The sequence below is a fragment of the Streptomyces atratus genome (assembly GCF_900119365.1).
GTDB classification, from domain to species: Bacteria; Actinomycetota; Actinomycetes; order Streptomycetales; family Streptomycetaceae; genus Streptomyces; species Streptomyces atratus_B.
The window spans coordinates 242,683-267,506 of sequence record NZ_FPJO01000004.1 but is presented as its reverse complement, the minus strand read 5'-3'; the positions used below and the strand labels follow the sequence as shown (position 1 = coordinate 267,506).

25 protein-coding genes are annotated in these 24,824 nt (G+C 70.2%); 8 read left to right on the top strand and 17 right to left on the bottom strand.

Translation table 11 applies throughout. The annotated features are described in order from the left end of the window. The first annotated feature begins 71 nt into the window (after window positions 1-71). On the top strand, window positions 72-572 hold the full coding sequence (locus BT364_RS10135) for a DUF1203 domain-containing protein (RefSeq protein WP_072484800.1): 501 nt from the start codon (window positions 72-74) through the stop codon (window positions 570-572). 470 nt (window positions 573-1,042) lie between these two features. On the opposite strand, the gene BT364_RS10130 is transcribed toward BT364_RS10135, so the two are convergent. Both BT364_RS10130 and BT364_RS10120 read right to left on the bottom strand, forming a co-directional pair. Beyond that, window positions 1,043-2,956, bottom strand: coding sequence for a LuxR C-terminal-related transcriptional regulator (locus BT364_RS10130; protein WP_072484799.1), 1,914 nt, complete (start codon window positions 2,954-2,956; stop codon window positions 1,043-1,045). Between the two features lie 501 nt (window positions 2,957-3,457). After that, complete coding sequence (locus BT364_RS10120) at window positions 3,458-4,237, bottom strand: VOC family protein (protein ID WP_072484797.1); 780 nt, start codon at window positions 4,235-4,237, stop codon at window positions 3,458-3,460. Between the two features lie 473 nt (window positions 4,238-4,710). On the opposite strand from BT364_RS10120, the gene BT364_RS10115 reads away from it, so the two are divergent. After that, on the top strand, window positions 4,711-4,905 hold the full coding sequence (locus tag BT364_RS10115) for a hypothetical protein (RefSeq protein WP_177328075.1): 195 nt from the start codon (window positions 4,711-4,713) through the stop codon (window positions 4,903-4,905). A 102-nt stretch (window positions 4,906-5,007) separates the two neighbouring features. Here the strand turns inward: BT364_RS10115 and BT364_RS10110 are convergent, their stop codons facing one another. From BT364_RS10110 to BT364_RS10075, 8 genes are all read right to left on the bottom strand, one after another. Next, the gene (locus BT364_RS10110; RefSeq protein WP_072484795.1) at window positions 5,008-7,809 is read right to left on the bottom strand and encodes a DUF5682 family protein; all 2,802 of its coding nucleotides are present in this window, start codon (window positions 7,807-7,809) and stop codon (window positions 5,008-5,010) included. Further along, complete coding sequence (locus BT364_RS10105; protein ID WP_072484794.1) at window positions 7,806-8,918, bottom strand: ATP-binding protein; 1,113 nt, start codon at window positions 8,916-8,918, stop codon at window positions 7,806-7,808. Before BT364_RS10105 ends, BT364_RS10110 begins: the two co-directional genes overlap by 4 nt. 35 nt (window positions 8,919-8,953) lie before the next feature. Further along, window positions 8,954-10,456 carry a VWA domain-containing protein gene (locus BT364_RS10100; protein ID WP_256259670.1) on the bottom strand — a complete coding sequence of 501 codons (1,503 nt, stop codon included), beginning with the start codon at window positions 10,454-10,456 and terminating at the stop codon, window positions 8,954-8,956. Continuing rightward, window positions 10,453-11,871: a hypothetical protein gene (locus tag BT364_RS10095; RefSeq protein ID WP_072484793.1), complete on the bottom strand. Its 1,419-nt coding sequence runs from the start codon at window positions 11,869-11,871 to the stop codon at window positions 10,453-10,455. Before BT364_RS10095 ends, BT364_RS10100 begins: the two co-directional genes overlap by 4 nt. After that, the gene (locus tag BT364_RS10090) at window positions 11,841-12,344 is read right to left on the bottom strand and encodes a hypothetical protein (RefSeq protein WP_072484792.1); all 504 of its coding nucleotides are present in this window, start codon (window positions 12,342-12,344) and stop codon (window positions 11,841-11,843) included. The genes BT364_RS10095 and BT364_RS10090 overlap by 31 nt, the downstream gene beginning before the upstream one ends. A 576-nt stretch (window positions 12,345-12,920) precedes the next feature. Then, a complete protein-coding gene (locus BT364_RS10085) occupies window positions 12,921-13,154 on the bottom strand; it encodes a hypothetical protein (protein WP_072484791.1) in 234 nt (77 codons plus the stop codon). A 7-nt stretch (window positions 13,155-13,161) separates the two neighbouring features. Next, window positions 13,162-13,839, bottom strand: a complete 678-nt coding sequence (locus BT364_RS10080; protein WP_072484790.1) for a TNT domain-containing protein — start codon at window positions 13,837-13,839, stop codon at window positions 13,162-13,164. Window positions 13,840-14,046: 207 nt separating this feature from the next. Further along, on the bottom strand, window positions 14,047-14,244 hold the full coding sequence (locus BT364_RS10075; RefSeq protein WP_072484789.1) for a hypothetical protein: 198 nt from the start codon (window positions 14,242-14,244) through the stop codon (window positions 14,047-14,049). A 157-nt stretch (window positions 14,245-14,401) separates the two neighbouring features. Between BT364_RS10075 and BT364_RS42665 the strand changes: the two genes are divergently transcribed. Both BT364_RS42665 and BT364_RS42660 read left to right on the top strand, forming a co-directional pair. After that, the gene (locus BT364_RS42665; protein ID WP_256259669.1) at window positions 14,402-14,767 is read left to right on the top strand and encodes a hypothetical protein; all 366 of its coding nucleotides are present in this window, start codon (window positions 14,402-14,404) and stop codon (window positions 14,765-14,767) included. Further along, complete coding sequence (locus BT364_RS42660) at window positions 14,764-14,970, top strand: hypothetical protein (RefSeq protein WP_256259668.1); 207 nt, start codon at window positions 14,764-14,766, stop codon at window positions 14,968-14,970. The genes BT364_RS42665 and BT364_RS42660 overlap by 4 nt, the downstream gene beginning before the upstream one ends. Window positions 14,971-15,017: 47 nt before the next feature. Here BT364_RS42660 and BT364_RS10060 read toward each other — a convergent pair whose 3' ends face one another. Beyond that, the gene (locus BT364_RS10060) at window positions 15,018-15,677 is read right to left on the bottom strand and encodes an HAD family hydrolase (RefSeq protein WP_177328074.1); all 660 of its coding nucleotides are present in this window, start codon (window positions 15,675-15,677) and stop codon (window positions 15,018-15,020) included. A gap of 296 nt (window positions 15,678-15,973) precedes the next feature. Between BT364_RS10060 and BT364_RS10055 the strand changes: the two genes are divergently transcribed. Then, window positions 15,974-16,687, top strand: a complete 714-nt coding sequence (locus tag BT364_RS10055) for a hypothetical protein (protein WP_072484786.1) — start codon at window positions 15,974-15,976, stop codon at window positions 16,685-16,687. A 51-nt stretch (window positions 16,688-16,738) separates the two neighbouring features. Here the strand turns inward: BT364_RS10055 and BT364_RS10050 are convergent, their stop codons facing one another. After that, window positions 16,739-17,002, bottom strand: a complete 264-nt coding sequence (locus BT364_RS10050) for a hypothetical protein (RefSeq protein WP_072484785.1) — start codon at window positions 17,000-17,002, stop codon at window positions 16,739-16,741. 561 nt (window positions 17,003-17,563) lie between these two features. On the opposite strand from BT364_RS10050, the gene BT364_RS10040 reads away from it, so the two are divergent. Then, window positions 17,564-17,827 (top strand): LysR substrate-binding domain-containing protein, encoded by a 264-nt coding sequence (locus tag BT364_RS10040; RefSeq protein WP_072484783.1) that lies wholly within the window; start codon window positions 17,564-17,566, stop codon window positions 17,825-17,827. A 74-nt stretch (window positions 17,828-17,901) separates the two neighbouring features. Here the strand turns inward: BT364_RS10040 and BT364_RS10035 are convergent, their stop codons facing one another. From BT364_RS10035 to BT364_RS10025, 3 genes are all read right to left on the bottom strand, one after another. Next, window positions 17,902-18,417, bottom strand: a complete 516-nt coding sequence (locus BT364_RS10035) for a lytic polysaccharide monooxygenase auxiliary activity family 9 protein (protein WP_072484782.1) — start codon at window positions 18,415-18,417, stop codon at window positions 17,902-17,904. A gap of 293 nt (window positions 18,418-18,710) precedes the next feature. After that, window positions 18,711-19,226 (bottom strand): DinB family protein, encoded by a 516-nt coding sequence (locus tag BT364_RS10030; protein WP_072484781.1) that lies wholly within the window; start codon window positions 19,224-19,226, stop codon window positions 18,711-18,713. Between the two features lie 43 nt (window positions 19,227-19,269). Beyond that, complete coding sequence (locus BT364_RS10025) at window positions 19,270-20,046, bottom strand: DUF4389 domain-containing protein (protein WP_072484780.1); 777 nt, start codon at window positions 20,044-20,046, stop codon at window positions 19,270-19,272. A gap of 212 nt (window positions 20,047-20,258) precedes the next feature. On the opposite strand from BT364_RS10025, the gene BT364_RS10020 reads away from it, so the two are divergent. Continuing rightward, window positions 20,259-20,933, top strand: a complete 675-nt coding sequence (locus BT364_RS10020) for a YoaK family protein (protein WP_256259664.1) — start codon at window positions 20,259-20,261, stop codon at window positions 20,931-20,933. Between the two features lie 192 nt (window positions 20,934-21,125). On the opposite strand, the gene rpmG is transcribed toward BT364_RS10020, so the two are convergent. Further along, a complete protein-coding gene (rpmG, locus tag BT364_RS10015) occupies window positions 21,126-21,290 on the bottom strand; it encodes a 50S ribosomal protein L33 (protein ID WP_072484779.1) in 165 nt (54 codons plus the stop codon). Between the two features lie 385 nt (window positions 21,291-21,675). Here rpmG and BT364_RS10010 point away from each other — a divergent pair, with 385 nt between their 5' ends. Continuing rightward, on the top strand, window positions 21,676-23,142 hold the full coding sequence (locus BT364_RS10010) for a PP2C family protein-serine/threonine phosphatase (RefSeq protein WP_072484778.1): 1,467 nt from the start codon (window positions 21,676-21,678) through the stop codon (window positions 23,140-23,142). Between the two features lie 141 nt (window positions 23,143-23,283). Here the strand turns inward: BT364_RS10010 and BT364_RS10005 are convergent, their stop codons facing one another. After that, window positions 23,284-24,783, bottom strand: a complete 1,500-nt coding sequence (locus BT364_RS10005; RefSeq protein ID WP_072484777.1) for a DNA-binding protein NsdB — start codon at window positions 24,781-24,783, stop codon at window positions 23,284-23,286. Window positions 24,784-24,824 lie beyond the last annotated feature (41 nt).

The following is a 24,824-nucleotide window of genomic DNA, read 5'->3' as shown; positions in this document are numbered from 1 at the left end:
GGGACCAGCACCCCCAGAGCAATGTCCGATTTCCGCCAGCCCGGGAACGGGCATCCGCGGATGCTTGAGCCGTGACCACGACATATGAGGTGCGGGCCATCGACCCGGCCGTGCTGAGACAACTGCGGGAACAGGACGACGCCGGTCGCACCCGGACACCCGTCACCGATCCGGAGGGCGGTGCCCCGCTGCGCTGCTGTCTGCGGCACAGCGAGGCAGGTGAGCGGATTGTCCTCGTCTCGTACGCGCCGTTGCGCCGCTGGGCGGTGGAGACAGGTGCCGAGCCGGGCCCGTACGACGAGTGCGGCCCGGTGTTCGTTCACGCCGAGGAGTGCGGCGGGCCGGCTTCCGGCCCCGGCTATCCGGTCGAACTGCACGGTGCTCGCCGGGTGCTGCGCGCCTACAGCGCCCAGGGGCACATCCTCGGTGGGCGACTGATCGAGATCCCCAGAGAACGGGCCACCGAGGTGGACCACGCACTGCGCGAGGTCTTCACCGATCCGGCAGTGGCCCTGGTGCACGTCCGCGCAGTGGAATTCGGCTGTTTCCTGGTCGAGATCCGCCGGCGGTAGGCGAGGCGCAGAGCCGGGGAGAGAGCTGTGTCCTGGCTACGAACACCACCCGGACAGGGTGCGTGTCATGACCGTTCCGCATGCCACCCCGCACGCAGATCCGCCGGCGGGCGGGGTGGCAAGAGCGTGTCGACTCTGAACGGGCATACGGAGCCGGTGACGGCCGTGGCAACCGCATCGCTCTCCGCCCGCACCGCCGACAGCGCGGGCAGACGGTTCCGGCGCCGCTGGGGGGTGGGAGCACTCGGGCCTGCGACAGCCACATCCATCCATGCTGCACAGGTACTCCGCGTCCCAGCGGCACGCCCAGACTGCCGCACGACATGCCCCCTCGACGGGCGTTGAATCGCAGGTCGGTACACGTATCTGTGCGGTCGGCCCCTGTCACCCGCCCGGCGTCGGCATACGTACCGGAGGCCGGACGGGCATACGTACGGACGTGTCGACGTCCTGTGTTCCGAATCGGGGAGTCACTCGCCGCGGCGAGGCTGCGGCGAACCCGCGGCCCAGGCTGTCAGCACCGCTGAGATCTCCGTACGCGAATCGATGTCGAGCTTGGTGAGGATGCGCTCGACGTGAGTGTCCGCGGTCAGCTTGGAGATCACGAGGTGCTCGGCGACCTCCCGGTTGGACAGTCCTTGCGCGACCAGAGTGGCGACCTCCCGTTCCCGCGGGGTGAGCGCCTCGGTTGCCATGGGCTCCTGCCGGCTGCGGGGCAGGCGCGGCGCCGCCGGCGGTCTGTCGGTGTCCGCCCGCACGGCCTCCAGGATCTCGGTCCCCGACAACCGTGCGCCCACACCGTGCCAGCGTTCGCACTCCGTGTCTCCCAGTGCCTCCCGCACGGCGCCGCGGGTCGCCTCCTGCTGCTCCAGCACGGACGTCAGCATGGCCACCGGGTCGCCGCTCAGCCGCCGCGCGCCTTCCGCGTACCCCAGCAACCACGCCGCCCTTGCGTGGCGTTCCTGCTGTGCGGCATGCCAGGCCAGGCCCAGGCAGCGGAGCGCCGCGACCAGTACGTCACCGATCTCGCTCATGGCGTCCAGGGCCTGCCGCAGCGCGTCGGCACCCTCCTCATGGCGTCCCGCGAGCCAGAGAATGAGGCCCTGCGCCATGAGTGTGGATCCGTAGAACTGACGGTCACCCGTGCCGTTCAGATGAGCCAGCCCCAACTCGCACAGTTCCAGCGCCCCGTCGGTGTCCCCGAGCACCGCCCGCAGCAGCGCGCCTTCGTAGTGGACCGTGCTGATGCCCAGCAGGTCACCCACCGCGACGATCCGGCGACGCCCCTGCTCCAGCTCGGCCAGTCCCTCGTCGATCTCGCCGCACAGCGCCCGCATCGCCCCGATGTACGGTTCAACGGAGGCCGCGCTGCTGTCCTCGTCGAGGCGCTCGGCACCGTATTCACGGATCGTGTCCAGGAGCCGGTAGCGCGCCCCGTCCTCGCCGACGCGCTGCACGACCGACTTGTCCACCAGGCCGAACAGCGCCTCCAGGACCGCGTCGGACGGAAGCCCGTCGCCCCCGCCCACCCGTTCCGCGGCCGACAGCTCGAAGGGCCCGGCGAAGACGGACAGGCGCGCCCACAGCAGCCGCTCCGCCGGGGTGCAGAGCTCATAGGACCAGCCGATGGTCGTACGCAGTGTCTGATGCCGGGCGCAGGCGGCACGCTGTCCGCCGGTGAACACCTCGAACCGGCGGTCCAGCCGGGCCACCAACTCCCCCAGCGGTGCGACCCGCAGACGCACGGCGGCCAGTTCGAGCGCGAGCGGAATCCTGTCGAGCCGTTCCACCAGCGCCAGCGTCTGCGTCCGGTTGGACTCGGTGACGGTCCGGCCCGGCAGTACGCGGGCGGCTCTCTGTGTGAACAGCTCCAGGGCGTCGTCCACTCCGAGCGGGGCGATCGGTATCGTCTGCTCGTCGGTCACATCGAGCGGCTGCCGGCTGGTGGCCAGGACGCACACCCCGGCGGCCTCGCGCAGGAGGACGTCGCAGAGTACGGCGCATGCGTCGACCATGTGCTCGCAGGTGTCGAGCACGATGAGCAGCTGCTGCCCCTGGAGGTGGGCGACGACCGCGTCCAGGGGTTCCATCCCGGAGTGTTCCGGGACCCCCAGTACAGTGGCCAGGGTCGCGGGGACCAATTCGGGGTCGGACAGGGCCGACAGCTCGGCCAGCCACACCCCGTCCGGAAACCGTTCCCGCAGACCCTCCGCCGCGCGCAGCGCGGCGCGGCTCTTGCCGACGCCGCCAGGGCCCACCAGGGTGACGAGCCGTGCCTCGCGGAAGGCCGCCTGAATCAGTGAGATCTCCTCGGCGCGTCCGACGAAACTGGTCCGCTCGGCAGGGGGTTGCCCACTGCGCCGCTGCCCGAAGCCGAATCCCATGGGCCCCCGTGATGCTCAAGTACCTCGCCTCTTCGCGAGATGTCAGCCGAGATTTCAGCACAGTGTAGATGTGTGACTCCGGAGTGTGGCCGAGGTATAGGGAGTTATGTGGGCGTTGTGAGCGTTTGGAAAGGGAGAGGTGTACAGGGGGTCGGTGGGTGGTGGAAGTGCGCCGGTAAGACCAAGACCGTGCCGGTCGCCGTCGCCGAGGACGAGGCGTACGACTTCACCGTCACCGGCCCGAATGGCCTCGCGAAGACGTTCCGGGGCGTCGTCCTCGACTGCAGGACGGCCGCTCCTGGTCCAAGCCGTCACAGGCTCTGGCCGGAGGCACCCCCCCTCAGACGGCGACCTTGCCGAGACCGGCAGCTCCGACGCCACCCCGGCCGAGCGGCCCTGACCGACGGCGGGCCGGTCTCGTCGGCCACGGCCCCGGAGCGCCCTGTTGCTCCGGGGCCGTGTGCCTTGCGCCGGCCGGGATCAGTTGCACGGCAGTCGGTGTCATGGGCCGGACACGGTGAAGAGCGCGCCGTCCGGGTCACGGATGATGTAGGCGTCCTTCGAAGGGCCGTCGCGTGCGGGAACCATTGACGATTCACCCCCGGCGTCGACGGCGACGGCCGCGGCCCGTGCGCTGTCCTCGACGCGGAAGTCGACGATCCAACGAGGCCGGATTCTGGGGTCCGCGGCGGTTTCGATGCCTCCGCCGCGCAGGGTGGCGACGGTGCGCTCTTCGAGCTTCACGCGCACATGGTCCTGCGCGTAGTCGACCGTACAGCCGCCGGGTGGCTCGGCCCAGCCGAAGACCTCCGCGTAGAAGATGGCGGCCTCGAAGGCATGGCGGGTCTGGAGGTCCAGCCGCGCGGGGGCGCTGCCCTGCCCCACCGACCAGGCCAGGGTCGTGCCCTCCCAGAAGCCGAAGACGGCCCCGTCACGGTCGGCGGCGATCGCCGCACGGCCCACGCCCAGTTTCACGGGCCCGACGGCGAGCGTGGCACCGCGCTCCCTGATCCGGTCCGCGGTCTCGTCGATGTCGTCCACCGCGAAGTACGGGGTCCAGACCGCAGGAGCGCTGGTGGCAGGAGAACAGCAGCCCATCCCGGCGACGGGCCGGCCGTGCGCAATGGCCACGCAGAAGTTGCTGCCGAGGGTGGTACTGGCGACGAACTCCCAGCCCATGACGTCGGCGTAGAAGCTCTGGGCGGCACGCAGATCGCCTGCCAGCAGACTGACCCAGCAGGGAGCTCCGTTTACGGGCCTGATCCTTTCGAGGGCCGGCATTCGATGCTCCTTCGGGTTTTCCGCCGCCGATGGCTCACGGGCTCGGCTTCGACCTGCGCGAACAGTTCCATGTCGCGACGGTCCGCCGTGAGTTCCGCGATCCCCCGGTTCTCAGGTCGAGCATCGCCTCCGGTTCTTCGGGGCCGGCCCGCTCCGTGAGGAGCAGCACATCGAGGTCGGAACGGACCAGGCCCAAGGACTCGCCCCTGTCTCCGTGACCGAGCGTCGCACGGTGTCCGCCGGTCGGTGACGGACATGTACGGCGATCGGCAGGGTCGAGTTCGTGATCCAACGGTGTACCCCTGGCCGCTCCCCCGCATCTCAGCGCCCGGGCCCTCGCGCCCGATCCCGCGCCACGGCCGGCCGAAGCGCTCCTCACCAGCGACAAAAGGGCTTGAGGACGCCCGGAATCGGCGGCGTTGCGATCAGGTCGTGGCGGGCCGTTGCGATCAGGTCGTGGCAGTGTGCGGCCGGTGTTCGGGCAGCCAGCCCTCGGCGTAGGTCACGGCGACGAGAACCTCGGCGGCGACTTCTTCAGCCCCGCGGCGGGAGGCGACGACTGGCTGGACACCCTGGCCGTCGTGCCGAAGGAGCAGTTGGCCGCGGATGGTCTCTGCGCGGCGGGTGCCGTCATCCACCCGGCTCGGTGCGGCGAGGAGGTGCACTGAGCCGGCCAAGGGCAGTCGACTGCTGAACAGCCGACTGCCCTTGGGCGTCGCGGGCCGGTGCCACCGTCGGCGGGGCCGTGGCGTGGGCCCCGATGCCCCAGGTCATGTGCCGGCCAGCAGCGCCTCCAGCGCGGCCGCCGTCTCCGGATGGCGACCGGTCAGTGCCACGCCTGCCAGGCCGGAATCCGCCGTCTCCCACGCCCCCTCGCAGCCCAGCAGACTCGCCACCGCATCGCACGTCGCGGGGTGTGCGGCGAGCAACGTCAAACCGCGGCCGCCTTCCGCGCGGCGTGCCGAATGCACCGCCTCCGGCTCCGGCTGTGCCCGCCACGGTGGCACCCACGCGTCCAGCGCCGCGAGCCGGCCGGGAAAGGTCCGCCCGGCCTCACGGATCAGCAGGGGGGCCAGCTCCGAGCCACCCGATCGCAGACTGGTTATCAGGGTCGGCAGCCACGGCAGGAGCACCGGGTCCGGCAGCCGTCCGAACGCGTTCGACACCGCCTCCACCACGAAGTCGGTGAGGCCCGGGACAGGATCCAGCGCTTGTACGAAGCCGCTGAGGTAGCGCGGATACGCGGGCACCACCAAGGGGTTGCCCAGCAGCTCGTCGCACCTCGCGCGGAGGTCCGCACGGGACAGATGCCCGAGCTGCACCTGGGCCGCCCAGAGCAGAGCCGTCTTCGACGGCTCCTCCGGATGCGACTGCCCCACCGCCAGTGCCAGTTGGGTCCGGTCGCATCCCAGCGACAGCGCGAGGCTCTCCATGCTGAACAGGAAGCCCAGCATGGCCGCCACTTGACGGACGGTGGCGTCCTCGTCGGTGAACGCCGTCGGCAGCAGGGTGCAGTAGTGGGCATACCCGGCCTTGACGAAGGACTCGATCCAGGGCGGCAGCACCGGCTCGCTGGTGCGGTAGTACGCCAGCAGCCTCCGTACGCGGCGCAGTACCTCCGGTGCGCCGTCGACGCTGCGTTCGGCCGACAGCACCTCCAGTGCGTGGGTGCCCAGTTCGTCGGCGAGGCGACGGCTGCGCAGGTACAACGTCGCGTCCTCGACGGTCTCCAGGACGGTTGCCGCGGTGGCGCGCCGGTCGTACGCCGTACGGCGCAGGCGCTGCTCCAGCACCTGCTCGATACTGACGCCCTCGTAGCCGAGCTCGATGAGCGCACGCTGGTGGGTGCCGAGCGCGAGGTCCCACGACTCCTGGATCGGCCGCTCCCCCAGCTTCCGCTCGCCCATGATCGGGCGTGCGGCGCCTTGTGGCATCAGGTGGCGCAGCATCCACAACACGTCGGAACAGCGTTGCAGTTCCGGCTGGGAGGCGATGTCCAGCAGGGCTCGCTTGACGCCGCTCTGCTGGAGCTTCAGACCGAGCGGCGCCAGGCGGTCGTGCACGTCGCGGGCCAGGGGCGGCAGCGCGTCGTAGCCGACCTGGCCGACCCGGTCGCCGCCCATCATGATCTCCACGAGGCGCCGCACATCGCGCCGGCCGGGCACGGTGTCCTTCTCGATGCAGGTGACGGCGGCGTCCTGGAAGTCGTACGGCGTGGGCCTGGCCCGGTCGCGCATTCCGGCCAGCAGGATCGACGTCTCGAACACCGCGATGGCATCGGCGGTGGAGGAGAGGTAGCCGTTGCGGCGCGCGGCGCGCACGATCTCCACCGACCAGCCGAGCAGTTCTGCCTCGTCCAGCCGGTCCAGGGCGGGCGGTTGCCGCAGGAAGCCGGTCAGCTTGTCCGAGGGTGGGAGATCCGGTACGGGATCCACCGCGGCCACGGCCTTCTTGGCCCTCGACTTCTTCGCACCCGCCTGTCCCGCCAGGCGGTACGGCTCCACTCGTGTGCGTCTGACGTTCTTCGCCCACACGGTCGCGGCGATCGACACCGAGCCTGCGGCAAGGCCGAACTGCGCCTCGATCGCCGCATGGCTGGACGGAATCAGACCGTGCTGCCAGGTGGTGGCGGTGGGCGGGCTGATCTCGAAGGTATCGGTGCCGTGGACGCCGAACTCGGCGACACGGCTGGCCGCGTGGAACGCGCCGCAGACGTAGAGGCAGTCCGCGGGATCGGCACCGGTGGCGGCCAGGTGTTCGCGCATCCTGGTCCACATGTAGCGTTCGCGGTCCTCGTCCACGCGGACCCGCTGGGGGTCGCCGGGTGCCAGTCGTCGGAAGAGGCTTCCGATCAGGAGCATCACCTGGCGGTAGGTGTCGTGGTCGCTGTCGCCGAGTGGCAGCTCGACGTACTGGTGCCACCATTCCGACCAGTGCCGCACCTTGCCGTGGCGCAGCAGATGCTCCTCCAGCTCGGCGAAGCGCGGTCGCAGGTCGCCGATCTCCACGCCGACCGCGTCGCCATGCAGTGCGGCCTCGTCCTCGACGGGCGGAGCGTCCTGGTCGGCCGGCTCGGCGGTCACCGTTCCTCGCGTGTCCCACTGGAAGACGTGGTCCGAGGAGCGGTCGACGAGGACCAGCTCGACGCCCGGCGTGTCCAGTGCGTAGGCGATCGCCTGGTATTCGGCGGAGGCCTCGGTGATCGGTGCGACCACCGAGAGCGGGGACCACTCGGCCGGGAAGCCGTCGATGTCGGTCGCGAACGACTGGACCGCCACCGGGAGCTTGCAGTTGCGCAGCTCGGTCAGCAGCGGTGCCATGTCCTCGCACAGCTCCAGGTACACGACCTTGGGCTGTTTCTCCCGCAGGCGGCGGGCCATGGCGATCGCGGAGGCGGGCGAGTGATGGCAGACGGGGAAGATCTCGAGCGGCTCACGGACCGCGTGGTCCACGTCGTCGACGATGCCGAGGAGGATGCCCTCCAGGGCGTCGGGCCCGTCGGCGAACGTCGCGGCGGCCTCCTGGAGCTGGGCGCGCAGCCCCTCGAAGGTTCCCTCGTGGGCGCCGCTCATGACAGGGTGGCGATCGCGTCGCGGCCGCCCTCCAGGAACTCCGGCCAGGATCCGCCCTCTTCCTTGCTGCGCGGCTCGACGACGCCGTGCAGGTACTTGTTGAGGATGGCCAGGTCCTCGGGCTCGCGCCGGGCCAGCGACCCGACGAGCGAGGAGGCCAGTGTGCGGGCGGTCAGGGCGCGCTCGCCGAAGAAGTTGCTGTGCAGCACCGCGTCCTCGAGCACACCGATCTGCTCCGCGGTGGACAGCGCGGACTCCAGCTTCTCGTCGTCGCTGCCGGCCGCGGCCGCCGAGGCACGCAGGTCGGCGAAGCTCTGCAGCAGTACGTCGAGGAGCGTGGGCGGCACTTCGAGTTCGATCTGGTGACGGCGGAGCAGTTCCTCGGTGCGGAAGCGGACGATCTCCACCTCGCTCTTCTTGTTCGTCACCACCGGGATGCGGACGAAGTTGAAGCGGCGCTTGAGCGCCGAGGACAGGTCGTTGACGCCTCGGTCGCGGCTGTTCGCGGTGGCGATGATCGAGAAGCCGGGCTTGGCGAAGACGATGCTGTCGCTGTCCAGTTCGGGAACCGAGATGTATTTCTCGGACAGGATCGAGATCAGCGCGTCCTGCACGTCGCTGGTGGAGCGGGTGAGTTCCTCGAAGCGGCCGATGGCACCGGACTCCATCGCGGTCATGATCGGCGAGGGGATCATCGATTCCCGCGACTGGCCCTTGGCGATGACCATCGACACGTTCCAGGAGTACTTGATGTGGTCCTCGGTGGTGCCGGCCGTGCCCTGCACGACCAGCGTGGAATTGCGGCAGATCGCGGCGGACAGCAGCTCGGCCAGCCAGCTCTTGCCCGTACCGGGGTCACCTATGAGCAGCAGACCACGGTCCGAGGCGAGCGTGACGATGGAGCGCTCGACGAAACTGCGGTCGCCGTACCACTTCTGCGAGATCTCCCGGTCCAGGCCGTCGGAGCGCTCGGAGCCCAGGATGAACAGGCGGACCATCTTCGGGGACAGCCGCCAGGAGAAGGGCTTGGGGTTGTCGTCGATGGACTCGAGCCACTCCAGTTCCTCGGCGTACTTGATCTCGGCGGGGGCGCGCAACAGGTCGGACATGACAGGGCCTTTCTGAGCGTATGAGCGTTGAACGTCTAAGCGAGGAAGGTCTTGAGCTCGTGGACGAGCTTGCGGATGTGGCCGGAGAGCACCGGCGTACCGAGGTCCTTGAAGCGTTCGCGGAACCACGGGTTGACACTGCCGCGGCCGGAGCTGGTGACGGAGCCGACCGGGATGAACCTGGCTCCCGAGCGGTGAATGGCGGCCATGCTCTCGAAAAGCGGCTCGGTCTGCCATTCGTAGAAGTCGGAGATCCACACCACGACGGTGTTGCGGGGCTCGGCGATCTTCGGCTGGGCCAGTGCCATGGCCACCGTGCCGTCGGTGCCTCCACCGAGGTTGGTGCGCAACAGGGTCTCGAAGGGGTCGTGCACCCACGGTGTGAGGTCGAGGGCCTGCGTGTCGTAGGCGATGAGGTGGACGTCCACCTTCGGCAGCCCGGCGAAGATCGACGCCAGGATGGTGCAGTTCACCATCGAGTCGACCATCGAGCCCGACTGGTCCACGACGACGATCAGTCGCTGGGGTGTCGTCTTGCGGACGGTGTGCCGGTAGTAGAGGCGGTCGACGTACAGCCGCTCCTCCTCCGGGCTCCAGTTGGTGAGGTTCTTCCAGATCGTGCGGTCGAGGTCGAGGTTCCGGAAGACCCGCTTGGGCGGGACGGAGCGGTCAAGGGCGCCCACCGTGGCCTTCTCCACCTGTGTGCGCAGTACTTCGGCGACCTCGTCGACGAAGCGGCGAATGAGGTCCTTGGCGTTGGCGAGGGCCACGCCCGAGAGGTTGTTCTTGTCGCGCAGCAGTTGTTCGATCAGTGACATGCTCGGGGTCAGCTGCGCGGCAAGCTTGGGGTCGGCCAGTACTTCGCGCAGGCGCATCCGCTTGACGAGCTCGGCCTCGATGCTGCCGAGTTCCGGGCCGATCGCCGGAATCAGCCGGCTGAGGTCGGGGTTCGTGCCGCCCCCGCCGGTCCCGGTCGGGCTGACACCCGGCCCTGCGGCCCGTCCCCCGGCACGGCCGCCGCGCAGCTCGCCGGGCTTGCAGCCGAGCGCGCGTTCCAGCCAGCCCGCGTCGGACTGCCAGCGTGCCAGCTGTCCGGCGGTGACCGTGCCCGAGCCGGAGGCGAAGACATTGAGCAGCACCTTCGACACCAGCGCCGCCCGTCGTACTTCGGCGGTCCGGTCGCGCGTGCCGTCGCCGTCGGGATCCGGGGCGGGTGCCATCAGACCGTCGAACTCGGCGGCCAGCTCCGGGTGACGCTGCACGATCGAGTCGACGGAGACCTGTGGGTCCAGCAGCGCGGAGGGCAGGCCGATCTCCTCGACGACGGCGAGGCTCGCGGATTCCAGCGTGCCCTGTTCCTCCTGGTCGAAGAGGCGGGCGAGGAGCCGCCAGTACAGGACCTGACGGCGGTTCTCGTCGGGGTCCGTCTCCGGGTCCTGCGGAATCTCCTGGCTCAGCAAGATTCCCTGGCTCAGCGGGATCTCCGGATTCTGCGGGGCGGTGTTTCCCGCCGTTCGTTCCGTCGTGTGCTCCGTCATTTCCGCAGCAGCCTTCCCGCACGCTCCCGGAGCACGGCCACGGCGTCGGTGGCGGCCTTCTCGGCCTTCACGCCGGCCTTGTCGGTCGTGCCCCCGGCCCATCCTCCGGCGTGGATCGCGACGGCCTTCTTCCGTACGGTCGTCTCGACGGCCAAGGGCTGGACAAGATACGTCCCGGCGTCCCAGCGGAGCAGTCCGATGCACGCGCCGGATGCCACGACGGCCTCGGGAGTGAGCGGTCCGGCGGCCGGTATGCGGTCGGCGTCGACGACGAGAGCGCCTCCGGCGAGGGTGAACGTCAGTGCGTCGTCGTCCTTGTGGGCGGTGTAGCCCTCCAGGAACACGGGGACGGCGATGCGCGCCGGATGCCGGTCCAGAGGTGCGGTCGCCGAGGCGGTGGCGGTGGGCAGGGCGACGCGGGCGGTGGCGAAGGCGTCGGCGGGCTCGCCCTGGCGCGCGTGCTCGTCGTCCCAGACCAGGTCGCCCTCGGCGGTGACCGGCATGTCGGTGAGGTCCATCGAGCGGCCCTCGCTGACGGCGGCCAGGAGCGACATGTGCGGGCGGAGCAGCTGCCACAGCCCTGCTCCGACGACCGTGTCCGGTTTCGGCACCGCTACCCCGGCACGTACCAGGCGGGGCGTGCCGCCGTCCGCAGGCTCGAAAACGGCGTGGACCTGGGCCTGTACGGCCGTCGCATGTTCATGGACGTCGACGCCGAGGGGCAGGAGGCGGCCGGTGACCGTACCGGCCACGGGCGCTTCGGCCGCACCGGGCAGTGTGAGCAGCAGCGCGCGGGACCACAGGTCGGCCCAGCGGCGTGCCGGGATTCTCTCCAGCGAAGCGCCCGGGCAGGACGCGGCCAGTTCGGCGGCGAAGCCGTCGAGGAGCGTCGCCAGGCGGCGCAGCGCGGGGTCCGGGAGCATCGCGGAGACGACCGGCGACGCCCCGGAGACCACGTCGTGGTCGATGCCCTGCCATCCGGAGCGCGCCAGGTCGGACAGCCAGGAGCGGGCGGCGGCGAGCAGGTTCACCGCCTGTTCTCCGGCCGGCTGCGGGACGGTCTCCTCGTCGCGGGGCCGGCCGGTGGCCTCCTCGATGCGGGCCATCAGCGCGTCATGGGCGGAGCCGAGGAGTGCGGTGCGGGCCGCGGCGAGGGCGACGAAGTGGTCCTCGCTCGCGGCTCCGCCCGCCGCCTTCTCGGCCGCCTCGGCGACCCTGGCGGCAAGCGGGGTCCCGGCGACCGCTTGGGCGAGTCCCGTCAACCCGGCGGTCTGGGCGGGTCGTGGACGGAGCAGGCCGGCGACGAGCGCCTGGTCGAAGGCGTCGACGGCCGTCAGGACCTCGTCGAGTCCGGCGACGGTCTCCGAGAGCAGGTCCGTGCGCATCAGGCCACCGCCCTGGTCGTCGGGAACCACTGCATCTCCGGCAACGGTGAGGTGGTCGGAGTGAGTTCCAGGTAGGCGAGGTGGCGCAGGAACCGGCTGAAGACGGGCGCGGCGGCCTTGGTGTCGCCCTGCGGCGGACGTGTGTCACTCATGCCGGCGGTGATGCTGTGCGCGTTCGGCTCCCCGTCCGCGGTCTCGACTCTCAGGTAGCGGGCGACGCGCTCGGCGCCGTGCTGCAGCACCGCCTCGTTGATCAGCGCCCGTATGTGATTGCAGAACGATCCCCGCGCGCCGCCGCAGGGCCGGTTGTTGTTGGTGCTGCAGGCGAATGTGTACGTACCGGCGGCGACCGACGACACATAGACCCGCCCGATGTCCGAGCCGCTGGACACCACACCCTGCAGGCGTCCGTCGGCCAGCTCGACGAACGGGACTTTGGCCAGCTTGCGCGGTCGTGCGGGTGCTGTCACCCGTGCCGTGCTCGACCTCTCCCAGTCTGACAACGCACCACTCCTATGTGCACCATGGCGACTTCCGCGCCACAACGGCAGGACACGATCGAACTTACCTGCGGGCACTGACAACGCCCGGCCGCGGACGAACGACGGGTCCTGCCACTGGTCACACATGGATGCATGAGGCTCGGCACTTCAGGTCCTGAGCCGTACTCCTCGCGCCAACCGCCGGCGTCAGGGAGTGCCCGCTGCTCCTTGGGAGTCCACGACTCCCCCGTCGGAGGACAGCGGGTGGAACGGGACGGCGACGAGGTCGTACTGGGAGCACGGTGTCGTGATGCACTGCTTCGGCGACGGCACACAGACACGTCCGGCAGGTACCACGACGGCGGCGCATGGGCTCGCCTGTGGTGAGAGGGGGCGTTGCCCGGCGAACGCCGGGCTCGCCGGGGTGAGGGGCAGGGCGGTGAGAGCGACCGCCGTGGCAGCACGCAGCAAGTTCTCGATCACAAGCAGCAGAGTGAGCCGGGCTCCGGCGCGGCGTCGCCCCGCGGGAGGGTCAATCACCCGTACGGGTTGCAATGTTCACCCTCGGGCCCCATGCCTTCCCCCTCCGCCCGTTCCTCAGAGAAGCAGGCGGAGGAGATGCTCGCAGGCGGCCTGTTCGCTCGAGTGCCGGGCGATGACCTCGTACGTACCGCGTTCGTACGCGCCGGTCTCCCACCCCCCATCGGACGCCTGCCGCAGAAACAGGAAGTCCGTGGGGGTGGGGACCGGTTCGTGAACGCCCTCGATGCGGTAGTAGCCGTCGGCCACACCTGCCCGGCTCAGCGCCGCGCGCAGCTCCCGACGGTCCATGCCGGACCTACGCGCCGGCGGGTGCGAGGTAGTCGTGGTCCAGCAGCCACTTGACGTTCAGCCGCTGCCCCTCGCCCGGGTCGAGGAAGACCGCGTCCAGCTTGATCTGCTGACCGCCTCCCGGCTGCTCGAACCAGGGGGCGATGCTGCCCTGCCACACCCAGAAGGGCTTGGCCACCTTGTAGACGCGGTAGTCACAAGCGACGGCTGCGTCACGGGTGTTGAGGTTCTGCGGCGGCAGCGCGCGCTCCGCGTACGCGTCACCGGCGGGCGCCAGGTAGCCGCCGTACTCGGAGCCGAAGCGGTCCAGTCGCTGGCCCGGGCGCAGCTTGGTCGGCTCCTTGTCGATCTGCCCGTTGACCTGGCCGAATCCGTCGTTGGGCGGGTACTTCCAGCTGCCGGAGTCGGCAGGACCCTCCCAGTACTGCTTGAGGAAGGCCTGCGGGGAGAGTGATCCGGTGCGCTTGTACCCCTTGAGGAGCGGGCCCACGGGGGCCAGCCGGTTGTTCGGAAGCCACTTGGGGCCGAGTCGGGCATCGCCGCGGAACTCGCCGGTGCAGGGCTCGTGGCGGGCCGGGAACGCGGGCGACCGGTTCTCCGGCTTCGCCGAGGCACTCGCGGCGGGAGCCGCGATGAGCCCGGCGGTGATGCCGAGCACGGCAAGTACGTTGCGCATGCGGTTCATTCAGATGTCCCCTCGGGTGCTGAAGATCATTCACGGGTAACTGACCAACGGTAACCGTTCATTCACCCACAGCATCCGCACCGTGCCGCTCGGAACCGGCCAATCTGTCGGGCTGCGCGGTGGCTCGCGGAGCTCACACGACGCACAGGGCTTGCCGTGCAGTTCGCGGAACTGCGCGGCAAGCCCTGTGGTCGGGGGTGGCAGGGACTATTCGGCTACCTGGGCGTCCAGCAGCGCGCCGGGGATGTGCTCCGGCCCGATGCAGGAGACTCCGGCCGCCGGGGAACGCTCGTAGGCCTGGAGCAGTACGCGTTTGGCGGCGGGCGTCAGACTCCGCTCCGCGGACGGGGTCGCGCTCTCCCCCGGCAGGATCTCGGCGATCCGTTTGCCCTTCCCGTCACGCAACGGCGCGGGTGCTCACGCAGCGCCCGCGATCAGCACGCAGCACGGCGTCACTGACTTCCCGGCCCGGTGACCGACCGGCCGGGAGTCCTCCGGCCGGGTGATGGTCTCGGCCGGCCGCCGCCTGGCCTCGCGCCCGGACCGCGCCAAGACCTGGGCCGTGAACGACAACGAAGAGTCGGAGGACCTCAAGGGCGGGCCCGGCCACATCGTGCTGCCGGCAGTCGTCTTCGCCGTGCCCGTCCTCAAGCTGGTCTGGACGCTGGGCGGCGGAGGCGAGGCGAGTGAGGCGCTCGTCGCCATGGAGCCGTCCAAGCTGGTGGTCGGGGCCTTCCACGGACTGTGGTGGGGGGTCACGGTGGCCCTTGTCTCGTACGTGCTGCGTCTCGATGTGATCGTCGAGTACCGCACCGGGAGCGCGGCAGCGGCAGGCGCGCCCGCACCTCACCCTCCGGCCGACTCCAACGCGGCGCGGACACCGCGTGGGTGGCCGCCGTGCTGCCGGCCGGGGTGGTGCTTCCCGTGATCGCGCTGATCGGGGCGGTGGACGGCCGCTCCTGGACGAACGTTGTCACCTGCGACGTCAACACCGGGCGGGGTCTCGTGGAGTTGGGACGCAAGGGCAACGGTGTCGTCGGCTGGGACATCAAGGGCGACGAGGTCGTCAACGGCGTCAACTGCGGGGTCCTGGAGGACGACGTGGTACGCGCGCCGCGGTGGCGCTCCTGAGGACGGCATTCGTGGGCTCGGCACTGCTGACCGAGCCCCTGCCGGCCTCAGATGCTGACGGCCGCCAGCAGCCCGGGCAGTTCGCGCATGTCGTCGAAGACGGTGGTGCGCGGTCCTTCGAGCCGCGATGCCGGTGTGAGGCCGCCGCAGTACCCGAAAGCCCGCATCCCGGCGGCGCGGGCCGCCTGGACTCCGTACGCACTGTCCTCGATCACCGCGCACCGTCCGGGTTCCACACCCATGGAACGGGCGGCATGGAGAAACAGATCGGGGGCGGGCTTGCCGGTCGGGACGTCCTCGGCGCTGAAGATGTTCCCCGAGAAGTGCTCGCTCAGGGCGGCGATCTCCAGGTTGCGCCTGATGCCGTCGTGATCGCCGTTCGATGCGACGCAGAGGGGTGTGGCGAGCGTGTTCAGAACCTCTGCGATGCCGTCGACAGCGGTCAGTTCGGCGTCGAAGGCCGTCCGGTACAGATGCTCGTACTTCTGCTGCCAGCCCTTCTCCAGCCGCCGTCCGAGCCGTTGCTCCACGGCGGCCGTGTAGACCTCGTCGGACGATCCCACGAACTGCTCGATGATCTCGGCCTCCGTGAACGGGCATCCCAGGTCAGCCATGATCATCGCGTCCACTTGGACGCATATTCGCTCGCTGTCGACGAGGACACCGTCGCAGTCGAAGATCACCAGTTCGACAGGGCCATGAGTCATGGGCGGCAGCCTAGTACCTCTCCCGCCCACCGCGCGGCATACAGTTTCGGACATGCGAGGGGTGGCCCTGCCCCCCTCCCTGAGCTGCGCGTTCATGGATCCGCGTTCGGCAGTCACGTCGCAGCCGTCGTGCATACACAGCCCTGACGGCCTTCTGGCTGACGCACCGTCACATCTAGATCCCGCCGGTTGCAGCCTTCACCATCGGCGCGTTCTATTTCCGGATTTCTACGTGCTTGTCAGTGTCATACGCCACGCTGGACACATACCGCCCAACACCGGCTTGGAGGCCAGTAGTGGACGCCCAGGACCTCGCGCAGCTCGCCGACAAAGAGTTCGAGCAGATGCTCACCTCGAACATCCACCCGCCCACCCGCGACGCCAGAACGTGGGCGGCGATCACCCACCCCGACAATCTGCCGCGGGCCCGGCGGATCCTCACGCATGTCCACGAACGGACCGCGAGCGTCCTGCGGCGCCGGAAGACCGAGCGCGAGGAGTTCCGCGTCCAGTGCTTCGCCCGGGGCGAGGCCGGCAAGCGTGAATGGTTCGCCACCCGGGCCGACTTCGAGTCGCTGCGCCGTCGCACGGCCAACTTCCACCAGCGCGTCCAGCGGGCCATCACCGAGCTGGGCCAGGAGCAGCGGAACGTGAACCGCGCGCAGAGCCACAACGCCGGGCAGCAGAGCCGGGAGACGCTCCGCGAGCTGGCCGTCGCCGTGCAGCGCCACCAGGCGGTCCACGCCCGCAACGGCGGCGGTGCCGAGCAGGTGGACCACGAGCTGTGGCAGCATCTCGACCGGCTGACCGTGCCCACCGGCCCCGGCCAGCATCCGACGACCCTCCGCACGATGCTCAGCATCTACTGGACCGACGCGCAGCCGCTCGACGACGATCCGGGGCGCCGGACACAGCCCGAACACGTCGCCGCTGCACCGGCCCCTGCCGCGGCCCATCCCGGTGTTCCGCAGGCCCGGCGCGCCCATGACCGGGAGGACCTCACCGCGTAGACGCATCCCGCCCGATGCCGGGGCGTTCGCGCCGGCATCGGGCGGGGTGGGTCAGGAGGCTTTGGAGAGACCCAGTTTCGCCATGTGCGGGTTGGCGCGGGCGCCAAGGACGCGCAGCCGGACCTTGGACGAGGTGACGGGCGCGCTCAGGTACTCGATGCGCTTGTACCCGATGGTGCCCGCCCGCACGGCGGTCTTCCGCGTGGTGCGGTCCCAGACGTCCACGGCGAAGGACTCGACACGTTGCCCGCGGGTGATGTCCTCCTGGAGCACGATCCGGTCGAACGTGACCGGCTGCGGGGACTCCAGGGCCACCTCCCCCGAGTGCGCGTCGCCCGCCGGGCTCCACGCGGAGGTCAGCTCTTCGTCCGCGAGCGGGGAGCTGCCGGGCGGAGACAGCAGGTTGGTGCCGTGGGTGGCGCGTACGGTCTGCCCGAAGACGCCAGCGCGGCAGTGTCCGGATCGCTGATCCGGCCGGCCCGGTTGGGCGGCACGTTCAGCAACAGTACGGAGTTGCGGCCGACCGATGTGCGGTAGAGGTCGAGCAGCTTGGCCGGCGCCTTCACCTGGCTGTCCTGGGAGGCGTGCCAGAACCGGCCGGACCGGATGGAGAAGTCCGACTCCGCCGGGTCCGGGCTAGGTAGTCCGGGTGGTGGGCGGTCAGGACGTCCCGGGAGGCGAGGTCGCCGCCCTCGGGCGCGACCACCATCTCGTCGTCGCGGTTGCGGAACGCGGGGTCGCCCTTGAACGGGATGACGCTCCCTTCGTCGTCGCGTCCCGAGGCGGTCTCGGTGCCGACCCAGCGGATGTCGGGGCCGTTGATCGCGACGTTGGCCTGCGGGGCGGGCGATCTTCCTCGACTGGGAGTTGACCGGGGTGACGCGCAGCGACATCTGGGGTCCCGAATCGGTGAAGCAGTGTGTCGCGGCCGGGCTGGGGCTCTCACTGATCTCCGAGCACGCGGTGGTCGACGATGTGCGGTGGGAGTCCCTGGCCGTGCTCGCGGTGAGCCCGCGCCCGCGTTCGCGCCCGGTCGATCTGGTGTGCCGCAGGGACCGGCTGCGGTCCCCGGCGGAGCGCACGTTCACGGGGGTGCTCCGCATGATCGGCAGCTGGCCGCGGGAGCTGTCCGCCCGCTGATACGCGGATGACGGTGCGCCGGAGCCCGGACGAGCGGGTGAGGGCTCCGGCGCACCGCCGGCCGGGATCGCCGGTCAGCCGACGTTCACATCGATGCAGACGTAGAAGGCATTGGCGGTGTCCGCGATGTTCCACACCGCGAGGACCTTCTGCCTGCCCGTCAGGCTGCCGAAGGCGACCTGGTGGGTGACCGTGGCGCCGGGCTGCGCGCCGTGGTCGTCGAACTCGGCGATCTTCCGGCCGCCGGCGAAGTACTGCCAGGTGCTCGTGGCGTGCCGGGCGGTCAGAGTCCACTGGAAGGACGTGTTGCGGCCGACCGGGGTGACCGCCCACCCCTTGGAGTCGTCGTCGAGTTCGGCGAACCGGCTGTTGCCGCCGCTGCAACCGGTCAGCCCCTTGGGGCCTTCCACGCTCTGCGGCTCGTACTTGATCTCTCCGCAGCTCACGGTCCCGGCGGCGCACTGGGCCTGGCGGCTCGGCGGCGACGAGATGTATCCGTGGGCACTGGCCGAACCCGCCGGAAGGCTCAGGGCCAGTACGGGTGCGAGTAAGGCACCGATGACTGCGGACGTCTTCCTCTTCGCGTGCATGCTTCTCCTTCACATGAGGCGTCGCCGCACACGAGCGGGCTGTGGGGGCCCGGCAGTGACGGACCGGCCTCTCCAGTGTGGGGGCCAAGAGGTGCGAAGGGCACGGCAGGAACCACTGCCGCGTACGCCCGGGACTCCGGGACGTCCGACAGGGCACTGCACTTGGACCAGACCATACCCAACGACGCGTCCACGTCAAGGTGTCGGCGCAGCGCAGTGCCGCCGTCGTACGGTGCCCGCGTCGCCCGTGCTTCCCGCGCACCTGGCCGCGCCGGGCCCCGCCCAGCGGTGCGTCATCCGCCCGTCACACCGTCCACGCGCTCGCGCACCAGGTCGGCGTGGCCGGTGTGGCGCGCGTACTCCGAGATCAGGTGCAGATGGATCATCCGCAGTGAGTACTCCTCGCCGCCATGGACGAAGGTGTCGTCCAGCGAGGCACCCGCGACGATCTCGTCGGCGAGCCGGCTCTCCTCGACTAGGCGGGCGTAGTCCTCGGCCGCGCGGGCCGGGTCCAGGTCCTCGAAGTCCGCGTCCTTGCCCTTCTCCGGGTCGTACATCGGGTCGAACTTCTGGCCGGCGAACCGCTCCCTGAACCAGACGCGTTCGACCTTCGCCATGTGGCGGATCAGCCCGAGAAGGGCGAGGTTCGACGGCGGTACGGTCTGTTCGGCGAGTTGTTCCCCGGTCAGACCGGCGCACTTGTGCAGCAGGGAGCTGCGGAACCATGCCAGATAGCCGGTGAGCATCTCGCGCTCGTCGGCCACGAGTGAACCGGGTGTGCGCGTCACGTCGGGTGCTGTCCATGTCATGTCGTGATCATGCCTCGTCCGCGGTGGCACCGGACAGGGTTTTTCACATGCCGTCGGTGGGCTCGTCCGACCAGGTGGTGGTGGTGGACGTGGTGATGGAGGTGGCCACCCCGAGCACCAGGAACAGGACGAGCAGCCCCTTGCCCGCATAGCTGATGAGGAGGGGCCGCGTGGCGGAGCGTGTCTGCTGCCGCGGTACGGAGAGGTCGTCCTCGCCGAAGAAGCCCTTGGGGTAGGCCGGAGTGAGCATGAGGACGTACGCGCTGAAGCGCATCCCGTAGCGGAGCACGGCGGCGGTGGCCTCGAAGAGGGGACGGGGCATGCGTCCCAGGATGAGGGTGATCAGCCACCAGACGATCCCCGCCGCCCACCAGCCGGACATGGCGAGACCCTGCACGACGGCCGCCGGAATCATCAGGATCAGGCGGAAGAAGACGGCCAGGCGGTTGAGACCGGTGGGCCGGACCTCGATCCGGACCGGGTAGTCCGGCGGCGGGTCCAGGGCGAACGGCGGATAGCGGTCGACGAGCAGCATGCTGCTCGCGCCGACCCGTACCTGGTAGCCGAGGTATCCGGCGAGGAAGCGGAAGACCGGCTCGGGCAGCCGGCCCAGGAACAGCGCGGCGAACCAGCCCACGACGACGGTCACCACGGCCGCGATGTGCAGGAGGAACAGCACGACGAAGTGCGGGATCAGAAGGAGCAGCCGCACCAGCACGGTGAGCCTGCGCTGTCGCGGCGGCTCGACGACGTCCAGCACAGGCAGCCACTCGTCGGCGATCCATGCCCTCGGGCCCGGGCTCCACTGGGCGTCAGCCATGTCGCTCCTCGTCGGCGGAAGATGTGTACGCCGTCGGTGCGGGCGGCGTCTCCCCACGCTGGGCCGGACGGGGGCGGCCCGCAATCGGCCATGGGCCGATCAGGTACCCCGGCCCGTTGCCGGGACGGTGCGGCGGGGTCCGCCGGCGCCCCGGCGCGCCGTGCGGGCCGCGAGTGGCTGCTGCCGATGGGGCCCGAACCGAGAATGCAGGCGTGTCCACTCCCACACGCCCCTCCGCTCCCGCCCGCGGTGCCGGTCCCGATCCACGGGGCGAATGGTCCCTGCTGCTTCTGTCGACCGCTTCCGGGGCGGCCGACGCGTTCGTCTTCATCTGTGTCGGCCAGGTCTTCGCCGGGGTGATGACCGGGAACCTGGTGCTGCTCGGTGCCGCTGCCGCTGGTGGCGGAGAGCACGGGGTGGCGCTGCGGGTGATCATCTCGCTGGTCGCCTACGGCATCGGCGTGATCTGCGGCGCGTGGATGAACGAGCGCCTGCGGTGGTCACTGCCGGTGATGCTGCTGACCGAGGTGGCCCTGCTGACGGCGGGGGCCGTGCTGTGGGCGCTGGACCTGCTCGCCTCCGAAGGCGCTCGGCTGGGGCTGCTGGTGCTCATCGCCGTGGCCATGGGCATCCAGGGCCGGATCCGCGCGACGCCCACCAACTACTTCACCGGCACGCTCACGGCCCTCGTCGGCCGGGCGGCTCTGCGGTCGTGGGAGGAGGGGGACCACTGGGTGGCCGGGAGGCTGATCGCGGTCGTGGTGGGCGCGGCCGTGACCGCGCTGACCGTACGTCTGTGGCCGGACGCGGCGGCTGCGGTGGCCGTGCTTCCGGCGGCGGGCGCACTGCTGGTCGAGACCTTGCGCCGACGGCCGTCCCGGGGCTGACCGCGACGGAGCCGGGGGACAGAGGAAAGCCCCGGCCGGATCGGGGGAATCCAGCCGGGGCGGCCTGTGGGCGGGCGCGGTGCGCGACATCCGCATATAGGTGAACGATAAACCGCTGCTCCTCGTTCCCGGAAACGCGCACCCCGCACTGTGATCCACGGCACGGAACCGGACCTTCCGGCAGCTCCCCGGTCAGCGCTCCTCACGGAAGAGCACGTGCTGCCCCACCACGGGATCGAACTTGCGCAGCACCAGCCGGTCGGGGTTGTTCCGACGGCTCTTTCGGGTGACATAGTCCTGCCCCGTTCCGGCCGTCGACCGGAGCGTCACCACAGGACGTGCCTCGCTGCGGGCCATGGGCGCCTCCACACTCCTGCACGATCCCACTCCCCTGATGGGAATGGGTTTCGTTTTCGTTCTGCTGATGCAACACAGCGGGCCACGGCCGCATTCCCGCCGCACACCCCCACGTCTCGCGCACGCCCCGATCGAGCCGGGCACACGGTGGAAGAACAATGCGCGCGGGCGCACAACCGTCCGCACGCGCCGGATGACTTGCATCAACGTCCGCAGACAGCAAGGCTGTTCGATGAATCGGGGCTCTGAGCAGCCTGTGGCACATGCCAGAAGCAACAACGCATCGAGTATTGCCAAATCCCTTACGGGCCCTCGTCGGCTGTGCGACAGTCGTCCTCGGTCCACCTTCAGACCTGGTCGTGCCGCGCCTGTATCGGAGTACGAGATGCCGCCCCCTCTGTTCGCGGACCGCCCCGCCCCACAGCCGTCCGAACGCGAGGCCGTCGACGCGCTGATCAACCGGACCCGTCGGCTCCGTGGCGATGTGGATGCCGTGCGGCGGGACACGGTGCTGATCGACGAGGAGGATCCGCAGCTGCGCTGGCAGCGGGCGCTCTGCGATCTGGCGGTCCACCATCTCGACGATCTCGGCTCACACCTGGGACAGCTCAGGGAGGGCCTGCCGCCCCGGACGGAACATGTCGAGGACGCCTCGGCGCCGGAGGCGACGCCGGACACGGCGGAGGCAGGCGCGCAGCAGCGCTACGACGAGCCGCAGCCGGGATCGCTGATCGGCCGCGTGGGCAGCGCGGAGTGGAATCTGCTCACCGACGGCGTCAGCTGGTCCGAGGAGTTGTTCCAGATCTTCGGCAGGTCCCCCGAGGCCGGACCGCTCTCGCTGGACGAGCTCCCGTCCATGCTGCTTCCCGAGGACCAGCCCCTGCTCACCGCCCTGGTGACGGACTGCCTGGTGGACGGAAGGCCGATAGACGGCGAGTTCCGCATCCTGCGGACCGACGGCCGGATGCGCACACTCCACATGATGGGCGAGCCCGTCCTCGACCCGGACGGCTGCACCGCCTCCATGTGGGCCGTTCTGCGCGACGTCAGCGAGCTGCGGCGCAGCCAGCAGGCGGTGCGCCGCAGCCATGACTCGCTGCGCCACCGGGAACACCGGGCCCAGACCGAGCACCGTCTGGCCGTCGAGCTCCACGAAGCCGTCCTCCCCCCGTGGCGGGGCTCGCTGCGGCTTCCCTCGCAGGGGCCGGGCGCACTGGACATCGCGGCCCACTATCTTCCGTCGGAGTCGAGCTCCCACATCGGCGGTGACTGGTACGACGCGCTGGAGATGCCGGACGGCAGGACCGTCCTCACGGTCGGTGACCTGACCGGCCACGGCATCCAGGCCACCTCCGCCATGGCGATGCTGCTGGGCGCGCTCCGTGGCATGGCCGTGGCCGGCATCGAGCCGGGCGTCCTGATGGGACACCTCAATCAGTTACTGGAAACCTCCGTCCAACCCGCTCTCGGCAGCGCGGTGTGCTGCCGTGTCGATCCGGCCACCGGCACCCTCGCCTGGGCGCAGGCCGGACACCCCGCTCCGCTGCTGTTCCGCGACGGGGAGGGGCGGCCGCTGCCCGCGCCGGACGGGGTCCTGCTCGGCGCGGCCTCCGGGGTCGCGTACGAGCAGGACGAAGTGCATCTGCTGCCCGGCGACGTGCTGGTGCTGCACACCGAAGGGCTGAACCGCCACAGCGACCGGGGTGCGGGCCCGGACGCGCTGCTTGCTCTGGCACCGCGGTTCACGCAGGCCCGTTCGGCACAGGAGTGCCTGCGGACCGTAGTCGCGGAGTTCGGCGACACCGAGCGACTGGACGACGCCTGCGTGCTGATCGCCCGCATCGGGGCTTAACAGCGCGGCGGCGCCCGTACAGAACCACTCGGGCACACAGGACACCGGACACGGCGCAACGACGCAGGAGGGCGGGCCCGCCTGCGGGTGCGGTGCTCGGACGGCCTGTGCTCGGCGCCCCTTCATCGCGGCGCCCGCATCTCAGATCTGCGAAGACCGCCTGGGCTGCTTGATGATGGAGCTCTGCGGCAGGGAGAGCTTGATCTCTTCACGCAGGTCCTCGATCTTCGCGTACCCCGCGAACTGGCCCGTGAGCCGGTACATTTCGCGCAGCCGGTCCCAGGTGCGGTGCGAGGAGGTCTCTCCCATGGTCACCAGGGCGAGTCGCGCGTACCGGTCGGCCTGCTCGGGGTCGTCGGCGATGAAACACGCCGAGGCCAGCGAGATGTAGTCGAAGATCTTGGACCGCTGGCGCCCGTTGGCCCGCAGCTCCAGCGCCCGCTTGGCGTGGCGCTGGGCCACGATCGCCACCGACGGATCGTGTTCGGCGAGCGTACGGAACGCCAGGGCCTGCATGCCGTGCAGATCGGCCTCGTCGAACATCTGCATCCAACTGGGCGGCGGTACATCGCTCTTGTCCGAAGTGAAGAGCTCCTCGGCCTTCCCGAGTGTGCGCCGCATCGCCTGGCCGCGGCCCATGGAAGCCTGGGCCCAGGCCTCGATGGTGTGCAGCATGGCCTGGGTGCGCGGCAGAACCATGTCCCCGGAGCCGGACTTGGCGAGCTTCATCAGGTCCAGGGCGTCGTCGGGACGGCCCAGGTGGACCATCTGGCGGGCCGCCCTGGAGAGTGCCTCGCCCGCCCGGGGGCGGTCACCACCCTCGCGCGCCGAGTGTGCCGCGATGACGAAGTACTTCTGGGCGGTCGGTTCGAGGCCGATGTCGTGGGACATCCATCCGGCGAGCACCGCGAGGTTGGCCGCGACGCCCCAGAGCCGGCGCTGGAGATGGTCGGGGTGGCGGTAGGCGAGCATGCCGCCCACCTCGTTGAGCTGGCCCACCACGGCCTTGCGCTGGAGTCCGCCGCCCCGCGAGGCGTCCCAGGCGCGGAACACCTCGACGGAGCGTTCGAGCGCCTCGATCTCGTCCGACCCGATGGGTGCGGCCTCGTACCGGTCGAAACCGGCCTGGTCCGCGTACAGCGGGTCGTCGAACCGTGGCGCGTCGGCCGCCAGCACGGGGTCGGAGTGCAGCCAGTCGTGCATGGGGCCGGTGATGGTCGATCCTGCGGCGAGCGCGGCGCCCGCGCTCACCAAGCCGCGTCGGTTGAGCATGAGGTCCATTCCCGTGAATTCGGTGAGGACCGCTGCCGTCCGCTCGGGCGCCCACGGCAGTCCGTCGGGATTGTCCTGCGTCCCGACCTCTCGCCGCTTCCCCACACGCCCGCGCCGGCCGAACCCGAGGTCCTCGATGGTCACGACACGGCCGAGTCGCTCGGTGAACAGGGCAGCCAGCACCTTGGGCACGGGATCGCGGGGGGACTCCCCCATGTCGATCCAACGCCTCACCCGCGAGGTGTCGGTGGCCAGTTGCGGGTGGCCCATGGCCGCCGCCTGCCTGTTCACCATTCTCGCGAGTTCGCCCTTGGACCAGCCGGCGAGGCCGAACAGGTCGGACAGGCGGGTGTTGGGTTCTCCGGTCACGTCAAGCCCCCAGGTTCTCGGCTGTGTTGACAGTAACCCCA